General features: G+C 66.8%; 6 protein-coding genes. 2 read left to right on the top strand and 4 right to left on the bottom strand.

Features of this window, described 5'->3' with window-relative positions; all coding sequences use genetic code 11:
- A partial coding sequence (locus B4E30_RS00705; RefSeq protein WP_414683174.1) for a carbohydrate ABC transporter permease occupies positions 1–761 on the bottom strand: 761 nt, incomplete at its 3' end.
- A 257-nt stretch (positions 762–1,018) separates the two neighbouring features.
- On the opposite strand from B4E30_RS00705, the gene B4E30_RS00700 reads away from it, so the two are divergent.
- Together B4E30_RS00700 and B4E30_RS00695 are read left to right on the top strand one after the other, a co-directional pair.
- Positions 1,019–2,341, top strand: coding sequence for an ABC transporter substrate-binding protein (locus tag B4E30_RS00700; RefSeq protein WP_286793075.1), 1,323 nt, complete (start codon positions 1,019–1,021; stop codon positions 2,339–2,341).
- 78 nt (positions 2,342–2,419) lie between these two features.
- Entirely contained in the window at positions 2,420–4,045 is a 1,626-nt protein-coding gene (locus tag B4E30_RS00695) for an MGH1-like glycoside hydrolase domain-containing protein (RefSeq protein WP_286793074.1), read from the top strand.
- A gap of 36 nt (positions 4,046–4,081) precedes the next feature.
- On the opposite strand, the gene B4E30_RS00690 is transcribed toward B4E30_RS00695, so the two are convergent.
- The 3 genes from B4E30_RS00690 to B4E30_RS00680 form a co-directional block, all read right to left on the bottom strand.
- Positions 4,082–5,497, bottom strand: a complete 1,416-nt coding sequence (locus tag B4E30_RS00690; RefSeq protein ID WP_286793072.1) for a glycoside hydrolase family 5 protein — start codon at positions 5,495–5,497, stop codon at positions 4,082–4,084.
- Between the two features lie 178 nt (positions 5,498–5,675).
- Positions 5,676–6,740, bottom strand: coding sequence for an NAD(P)-dependent alcohol dehydrogenase (locus B4E30_RS00685; RefSeq protein WP_286793071.1), 1,065 nt, complete (start codon positions 6,738–6,740; stop codon positions 5,676–5,678).
- On the bottom strand, positions 6,737–7,049 hold a 313-nt coding region (locus B4E30_RS00680; RefSeq protein ID WP_414683173.1), incomplete at its 5' end, for a transketolase-like TK C-terminal-containing protein. The genes B4E30_RS00685 and B4E30_RS00680, both read right to left, overlap by 4 nt.

Genomic DNA, 7,049 nt, shown 5'->3' with positions numbered 1-7,049 from the left:
GTCTGGAAGGCGAAGATCACCTGCAGCACGAGATTGAAGAAGATGATCGGTGTGAGGAGCGGAAGGGTGATGCGGAAGAAGCGCTGCGGCCGGGATGCGCCGTCGACCGAGGCCGCCTCGTAGTACATGTCCGGAATCTGCCGCAGACCCGCCAGGAAGATCACCATCGGCGACCCGAACGTCCAGATGTGCAGGATGATGATCGTCCGCAGCGCGTAGTCCGGGTGGCCGATCCATCCCGGAGCGTCGATGCCGAAGATCGCCAGGAACGCGTTCACCAGTCCGTCCTTGCCGAAGACCTGGCGCCACAGGATGGCGATCGCGACCGATCCGCCCAGGAGGCTCGGCAGGTAGAAGATCGAACGGTAGAAGGACAGTCCGCGCAGCCCCTTGTCGAGCAAGAGCGCCAGGGCAAGAGCGAGTCCGAGTTGCAACGGCACGCCGGCGAGCACGTAGGTGACCGTCACGCGGAACGAGTTCCAGAACTCGGGGTCCTGGATCATCTTCGCGTAGTTCTCGAGACCGATGAAGTCGGGTGGGCTCTGGATGGGCGACTGCAGCAGGTTGTAGTCCGTGAAGGAGAACCACAGCGACCACAGCATCGGCCCGAGGGTGAAGACGGTCAGTCCGATCAACCACGGCGACAGGAAGACATACGCGGCGAGGTTGTCGCGCTTCTCCTTCGGACGGGGCAGACCTTTCTCGTTCCGGTGGCGCCGGCTGCTGCGCGCGATGTCGCGCAGTTCACCGAGACTGCTCACGTTGACCTCCTTCGGCTGTGAAGAGTTCCATCGACGCCGATGGAGAAAGCGGTTTCACCGTTCGGAGGCCTTTCTACGGGCAGCGATGTGGTTTTGTCAAACGTCGACCGACAGGATCCCCGAGATTCCGTTGACTATTTGTTGCTAGAGATGCTAATTTGCGTGAAAACGATTTCTCGAATTTCTCGCCTTTGCGTGCGATTCGGGGGCACAGCACACGGTGGAACGACCCACCTGAACGGAAACGAGGCGCGAAGATGCGTAGACGACACACGGTTCCTGCACAGCTCGCCGCGGGAGCGGCATGCGGTGCCCTTCTCCTCGCCGGCTGCTCGGCGTCGGACGGCGGCGGCGGGGGAGGAGGCGAGTACGATCCCGATGAGGAGATCACGCTGGAGATCTCATGGTGGGGCGATGACAACCGCGCCGCGCTGTTCGACGAGGTGATCGGGAACTTCATGGCGGAGTATCCGAACATCACCGTCGAACAGACGCCTGTCGGCAGCCCGGACGACCTCTTCAACCGCCTCGCGACCGACTTCGGCGGCGGGGGAACGACCGCGCCGGACGTCTTCGCACTCGGCGGCGCCAAGCCGCAGGAGTATGGCGAGGTGGGTGCACTGCTCGATATGGGAACGGTCGCCGACATCGTCGAGGTGGACAAGTATCCCGAGGTGTCCACGACGAACGCGATCGTCGACGGCACCCTGTACGGGCTTCCCACCGGTGGAAACGCGACGGCGGCGTTCGTCAACGTGGACATCCTCGAGCAGGCCGGCATCGAGGTGCCCGATGCATCCTGGACGTGGGACGACTTCATCGAGATCGCCAACACCGTCGGGTCCGCTGGTCTGACGAATGACCAGGGGCAGCCGATCTACGGCGTGGATCTGCGCGTCCAGGACATCATCGGCACCTATGCCGGACAGGAGACCGAACTCGGCCTCTACGACTGGGAGGGCAACCTCGCCGTCGACGCCGACGACATCGCCGGCTGGTACGAGAAGGAGCTCGAGCTCCTCGACGGTGGCGGTCTGCCGGACCCCACGATCGTGACCGCCAACTGGGCGCTTCCCCCGGACCAGCAGCTCTACACGCTGGGGCAGGCTGCCATCACGTTCGGGTACAGCAACCTTGCGGGTGCCTACTCCGGCGCCGGCGAGACCCTGGTGCTTCCTCCGCCGTCGGACACCGGCTCGAGCGGAGTCGCCCTCCTGCCCTCGGCGTTCTGGTCGATCAATGCGCAGACCGAGCACCCCGAAGCCGCGGCCATGCTGGTCAGCTGGTTCCTGAACGAGCCGTCCTCCGCCGAGCTCATTCTCGACACGCGCGGCGTGCCCTTCAATCCGGAGATGGCCGAGATCGTCACGCCCCTGCTCGAAGGGCCCTCGAAGGATGCGGCCGAGTACGTCGAGCTGACCCTGGACTCCGGCACCGTGGCCCCGCCGCAGCCGGCCGGAGGTGCGAACATGAACAAGTACAGCCAGGATGCCGAATCCGAGGTGCTGTTCGATCGGATGACACCCCAGGAAGCCGCTGAGGACTGGGTCGCCAAGCTCTCGGCAGACCTGGAGGACTGACGGAGGCTCGGCTGGAACGTACGCATCGGGTGGGCGGTCCTCTGGGGCCGCCCACCCCTCGTCGAGGGGGAGTGCGTGATGACACCACGTGAAACCGCGCTCGCGCGCCTGCGCCGGCGCGAATCGATCGACCAGGCGCCCGGCCTCGCCGCGGATCTGGCTGCACGGGGGATCGGCTTCGCCGCGGTGGACGGTGTCCTCGAGGAACGATGGCGACAGGCGGTCCTCGAGCTCGACGGCTGCATCGGTCCGCTCGTCGAGGGTGGACGAGCGGTGCTTCGCGAGGGCGGCCCCTATCCGGGCAGCTGGATCGAGAGTACGGGATCGATCAGCGCGGAAATGCTGTCGCGATTCGCGCCGACTGTCGCGCGAAACACGTTCGAGCAGTTCGCGGCGGGTCAGCGCGACGACGGGCTCATCCCCTACAAGGTCACCGCCGACGGGACGGCGTTCAGCCAGATCCAGATCGTGACACCTCTGGCGCGGAGCGTGTGGCACCACTACCTCTTGACGGGTCGCGACGACCGTTTCCTTCGGCGCATGTTCGATGCGATGGTGCGAAACGACGCCTGGCTCGCTCGGCATCGTGACACGCTCGGCACCGGCGGCGTGGAGGCGTTCTGCACCTTCGACACCGGGCACGATCTTTCGCCGCGCTTCTGGTTCGCTCCCGACCGGTGCTTCGGCGGCGAGGCCTCGAGGGTCGACCCGGAGTCGCCGGTGGTTCCCGTCGTCGCGCCGGACCTCACGGCGAACGTGGCCTGCCAGCGCAGGTATCTCGCGCTCATGGCCGACGAGCTCGGCGAGGACGGCAGTGCTTGGTCGATCCGGTCGGACGAGTCGTATCGGGCGCTCTGGTCGGAGTGCTGGAACGTCGAAGACGCCACGTTCTACGACCGCGATCGCGAGGGCGAGCACGTCCGTGTGCTCTCCGACGTGCTCCTGCGCGTCTGGGCGAGCGAGGCCGGCGACGATGAGGCTTTCGAGCGCTCGCTCCGTCGGCATCTCATGAACACGCGCGGGTTCCTCGCGCACTACGGCTTCACGTCGCTCGCGCTGTCCGATCCGCGCTTCGACCACGACTTCACCCGCAACTCCTGGGGTGGGCCGGTGAACTTCCTCACCCAGATTCGAGCCTCGCACGCGTTCGAGCGGCACGGGCATCACGCGGAGCTCGGATTGGTGTCAGCCCGGCTTCTGGAGGCCCTCGCACGCGCGGACCGGTTCCCCCAGTGCCTCGACCCGTGGTCCGGCGACGCCGGATACACCGCGTCTTACTCGCCCGCGATCCTCTGGCTTCTCGACGCGGTCGAGCGTTGGTTCGGGGTCCTGGTAAGCCCCGACGGAGAGGTGTGGTTCTCGGGATTGATCCCCACGCGGCTCGAGCACGGTGTCGCCCCGACGGCAGTCGCCGCCTCGCGCGCCGTCGACGGCGACATGTTCGAGCTGTGCGGAGACGACGACGCGGTGATGATCCATCGCAACGGCGTCGAATGGGCGAGCTTCCCGCGTGGTCTGCGGTTGGTCTGGATACCCGCGAAGGAAACCTTCGAGTTGGTCAATGTATCAAACGGTGTCGTGGCCGGGAGGGTGCGTGCGGGCGGGATACTGGCGACGGTTACGCTCCGTCCGAACGAGCGGCTCGCGTTCACGCCCGAGCCGTCCCAGGCATCGGGCCCGGGCGTTGTCACGCCGCAACGCTGACCACCTACCCGTCCGCTCGAGAGGACGGGTAGGTGGTCACCCTGTCAGGTGTTCGCGCAGCAGATCTGTCAGTCCGTTGCGCTCGACGGTCTGCGCGAAGGCGAACGCGCGCGCGAGATCGGCAGCCTGTTCCGGGTTCACATCGGAGAAGGCGGCGCCGAACTCTTCCGCGAGCGGCTCGGCGAAGAGGATGTGTCGCACCAGCACCGCGACGTGCGGCTGACGGCCCCACGGCCACGGCGCGAAGTCAGGGAACTCGCGGTCGAACAGGGCGTCGATCGGGTCGAGCACGTCGCGGACCCCGGCGTCCGATCCGCCCCATGAGTCTGCACCGAGTCGCGCCTTCTTCGCGCGCACGGGAGCGGTAAGGACCATGTAATCCGACGAGGGGTCCGCGTAGCGGAGTCCTTGCAGCCCGATGTCCTTATAGGTCCACAGGGCCCAGCTCGCCCCGTGATCGCGATAGATGTCGAGCTGATCGCGCAGCAGCCGCAGGCGCCACGGATCCTGCGACCTGTCGTCGGAGTAGACGGGGCCGAACTCGCCGATCCAGATTGGCGTATCGGTGCGGCGCATGTACTCGGTGCGGCGCAGGAAGGTCTGCTCGACCACATCCCGATCGAAGTACTCGCCGCGCGTGATCCCGGGGTACTGAGTGGCGCTCGTGATGCCCGGGAGGGCGTAGTCGTGAGCAGTGTAGACGGCGTTCGGGAGTGGGTCGGCGCGGTCGTCGAGGAACGAGAAATCGGTGGAGTACTTGTTGCCGTCGAGGAAGAGGACGTGGCGCGGATCGACGGCGCGGATGGCGCGCTCGAGGCGATCGTAGAAGGCCGGGAGGGCGACTCCGGTGGGGTCGGACGGCTCGTTGATCGGGTTGTAGCCGGCGACCTCGGGCCGGTCCTTGTACCGGTCGGCGAGGGCCTCCCACAGGTGCACGACCCGGTCCTGGAAGTGAGGGTGATTCCAGAACTCCGCGATATGCGTCGGGTTGTCACTGTGCCAGTGCTGATTCTGCCGACCCGGCAGGGCGTGAAGGTCGATGATCGAGTACACGCCGTGGCGAGCGAGGGAGGAGACCACTCGGTCGAGTCGCGCGAACCCTTCCTCCTTGAGCTCGAACGGACGCGCGTCATCCTCGAAATGCCGGTAGTTCACCGGGATGCGCACGGAATTCATCCCCACCGAGGCGATGAACGCCGCGTCGGCGTCGTCGAAGAAGGCCGTGTAGAAGCTGTCGAAGAACGCCTCGTACGCGTGCGCCCCCATGCGCTCACGCATCACGCGACGGATGTTCTCTTCGTTGCCGGGATAGCCCGTGATGAAGTTCTCCATGTTCATCCACCCGCCGAGGCCGACACCGGCAAGCCGCACGGTCTGCCCGGTGTCATCGACGATGCGGTCACCGGAGACGGAGAGCCAGGGGAGGGGGCCATTCAGCCCGTCGTCGCGCATGCTCCCACCCTACAAGAAATCGCTTTCTCGCGTCGATTCAGCTCGCCTTCGTCGGAGATTCGCGCCGATGTCGGAGGATGAGGCGTCGATTCTCCGACATCGGGAGGGGTGGGGTGCGTGGCGGGATGGGTGACGGCCTGGCGCGGTCGCAGGCTCAGGTCGGGTGGGTGTGCAGCGGTCAGGGGCGGGTGGGTTCCACGATGGCCTTGATCGTCGAGGGGTCCGCGGTGGATTCCAGGGCACGCGCGACCTCGCTGAGGCCGAAGGTTGCGGTGACCATCGCATCCAGGTCGACGTGTCCTCCGGCGACGAGCGCGATCGCGGTTGGCCAGGTGTTGGCATAGCGGAAGACCCCGGTGACGATCAGCTCCCGGTTCTGGATGATCGTGATCGGCAGGGGCATCTCGGAAAGGCCCATGCCCACCAGGACGACCCATCCCCCGGGTCGTACCGCCGTGATGCCCTCACGCACGGCGGACTCCGCACCGGACGCGTCGACGAAGGCGTCAACGGATGACACCTCGGGCGGCGGCGTTGCGCGTGGATCGAGGACCACGTGCGCACCGAAGCGGAGCGCCGTCTGGCGCCGCTCCGGTGCGAGATCCGACACGATCACCTCGGTGACGCCGAACGCGCGTGCGACCTGAACCAGGGCGATGCCGATCGGGCCCGCACCGGCGATCAGGACGCGCTCCCCAGGGGAGAAGCACGCCTTCCGTGCCGTGGCGATCGCTACCGACAGCGGTTCCATCAGAGCGGCCGCGTGATCGCTGACGGAGTCGGGGATGCGGTGCGCGAAGTGGCTCTGGATCGTCACATACTCCTGGAAGGCGCCGTCGGTTCCGGGCACGGCGTAGAACCTCATGTGCGGGTCGAGGTTGTAGTCACCGCGCAGCGTCTCGGGCGAGGACGGTGAAGGATGCTGCGGTTCGATCGACACCCTCTCGCCGACGCGCCGCGGATCAGTCGCATCGCCCACGGCGACGATGGTCCCGCCCGACTCGTGCCCGAGCACGAGGGGATCGCTCGCCTTCCAGTCCCCGAGATGGCCGTCCCGATAGAAGTGCACGTCGGATCCGCAGACCCCCACGGCAGAGACGCGCACGAGGACCTCATCCGATCGCGGGACCGGGACCGGGCGGTTCTGCGTCTCGATGTGTTCCGGCCGGATGAGCACGCTCGCCCTCATCGATGCCGGCGGTGCGACGGGAAGCGTTCCTCCGCGTGCGGTGGGGGTGCTCATGCGTTCTCCTCGAGGGTTTCGCGGGCGGCGGTGATGACGGCTTCGGTGGTGATGCCGAACTTGTCGAACAGGGTCTGGTAGTCGGCGGAGGCACCGAAGTGCTCGATCGAGACGGACCGGCCGCGGTCGCCGACGATGCCGCGCCAGCCCAGGGCGAGCCCGGCTTCGACGGAGACGCGGGCGGTGATCGCGGCGGGAAGGACGCTCTCGCGGTAGTCGGCGTCCTGCTCGGCGAACCACTCCAACGACGGGGCGGAGACGACGCGCACACCCACGCCGTCGGCGGCGAGGGCTTCGCGGGCGGCGACG

Origin of the sequence: Microbacterium sp. UBA3394, assembly GCF_002358725.1 — a bacterium.
GTDB lineage: Bacteria > Actinomycetota > Actinomycetes > Actinomycetales > Microbacteriaceae > Microbacterium > Microbacterium luteum.
Note: the sequence above shows the minus strand (reverse complement) of the source record. Positions and strands in the feature narration are given on the sequence as shown.